The organism is Endozoicomonas sp., from assembly GCF_051008435.1.
In the GTDB taxonomy this organism is placed as follows: domain Bacteria; phylum Pseudomonadota; class Gammaproteobacteria; order Pseudomonadales; family Endozoicomonadaceae; genus Endozoicomonas_A.
Genome location: NZ_JBPCXO010000337.1, coordinates 1 through 1,540, shown reverse-complemented (window position 1 = coordinate 1,540; position 1,540 = coordinate 1). Strand labels below are relative to the sequence as shown.

Annotated in this window: 3 protein-coding genes; all 3 read right to left on the bottom strand. The window is 45.3% G+C overall.

Going from position 1 to position 1,540, the window contains the following annotated elements; all coding sequences use genetic code 11:
* Positions 1–55: 55 nt before the first annotated feature.
* Positions 56–313 carry a hypothetical protein gene (locus ACR2PX_RS16975; RefSeq protein WP_434000546.1) on the bottom strand — a complete coding sequence of 86 codons (258 nt, stop codon included), beginning with the start codon at positions 311–313 and terminating at the stop codon, positions 56–58.
* Positions 314–443: 130 nt separating this feature from the next.
* Entirely contained in the window at positions 444–908 is a 465-nt protein-coding gene (locus ACR2PX_RS16970) for a hypothetical protein (RefSeq protein WP_434000545.1), read from the bottom strand.
* Between the two features lie 99 nt (positions 909–1,007).
* On the bottom strand, positions 1,008–1,540 hold a 533-nt coding region (locus ACR2PX_RS16965), incomplete at its 5' end, for a transposase (protein WP_434000544.1).

The window sequence follows — 1,540 nt, the reverse complement described above, 5'->3', positions numbered from 1 at the left end:
CATTACCTGTAAAACTGATGTTTTTTAGAATCAGGGAAAACAGCCTGACTGCTTCTCAGGAAAATCCGGCAAAACTATACGACGAAAGGTGTTCTACCTGTGCTTTGAAATTCCTATACATCAAGCTTTTACTGTCTTCAAAAATGTTCGGGGTTAGAAGGGATTTCTGAAACCAGGTTAAGTGCAGGTCAAAAGCTTCTTTGAGAGATGAAGGTATGCGGCCTTCTTTGCTCAGCTTAAATGCAGCGCCCAAAATCCCCTGATTAATGCCTGATTGCTTGTTGATATAATTCACAGTGAATCTTGTGTACATAAGCTCTTCATTATTATTGTGTAGGGCGAGTTACTTTAACTCATAGGGCTTGAATCAGAAAAGAGTTATACAGAGGGCAGAGGTCTCATCCACGACACTGATCTTCCCCCCCTTCTGGCACCAGCCAGAGTTATTTCTCAATTCTCAACGTCCCATCCCCAAGCAAAATTCTACCATCATGACCTTCAAGAGCATGATTGACCCAGGAATAGTTGCCGAGAAAGATATCTCCAACCACCTGATGAGTCACATTGGAGCTATGGGAACGAATCTCACTGGCCACAGCATTGATCCCCGTTCGTGCCAATACTGATAAGACTTTACTTTGTCTGGCAAAAAGAAAGGCTGACGCTGGATTGAGCTTATTGGGTGTACCGCCATGGCATGAATAAAGGTCAATGAACCGGCTATTGGACGAAGATGTTTTCAGTATTTCACTGGCGAATACAGAGCTTCCGTTCACAGAAATGGAATAACTACTACCGTGAAGATCTATCTCGGTGATCGATGCATCGGAACTGTTAATCTTATCCCAAAACTCATTTGAGCTATGAGCCAGGCTGGGTATCATGCGCCCCAGGGTGATTAAAGCCATAACCGAGTAATAATAAAGATCGGTGTAGTATGAATGTGAGGAAATAAAGAATCTGTGATTGAAGTTGGTTTTTCGATACAGGTGATTTCTTCTGAGTAACTATCCGATGCTGGCACAGTTTTTAGTGTGCTGGCTTTCGCTGACTGCCACTGCTGGCACTAGTATAAACCCCATGTCTTTTGCTTTTTTCTGCAGGCCTTTCATCACCCTGTCCTGATATTGTCGCTCATAGTAATCTTGACCTTCATCAACGTATCTGCTTCCGTGCTTGAGCAGACTGTAAACCAGTCGCGCCAATTTATGCGCGGTAGCCGTTATTGCCTTTGGCGAGCCCAGTTTGCTTCTCATTCTTCGACAATATGCACCCAGCGCACTTTTTGAATTCATCAGGGTAAAAGCGGCCATCCGGAAGGCCATCGCCGCTGCACTGGGTATACGTTTGGTTTTGCGGTTCAGTACCTTCCCGCCAGATATTTTGGTACCAGGACAGAGCCCAAGCCAGGAGGCAAAATGTTTGGCAGACCGCCAGCGCTCCATATCCAACCCGACTTCAGATAGGATCTTTAGGGCTGTACTCTCATCAATACCGTCAATATCTGTCAGGTCAACACCTGCGACCCGGTTTAGCTGTG

What these genes read in the sequence shown, in the direction of transcription:
- ACR2PX_RS16970 (WP_434000545.1), bottom strand. Translation starts at nt 908, where the DNA reads ATGGCTTTAATCACCCTGGGGCGCATGATACCCAGCCTGGCTCATAGC.
- ACR2PX_RS16975 (WP_434000546.1), bottom strand. Translation starts at nt 313, where the DNA reads ATGTACACAAGATTCACTGTGAATTATATCAACAAGCAATCAGGCATT.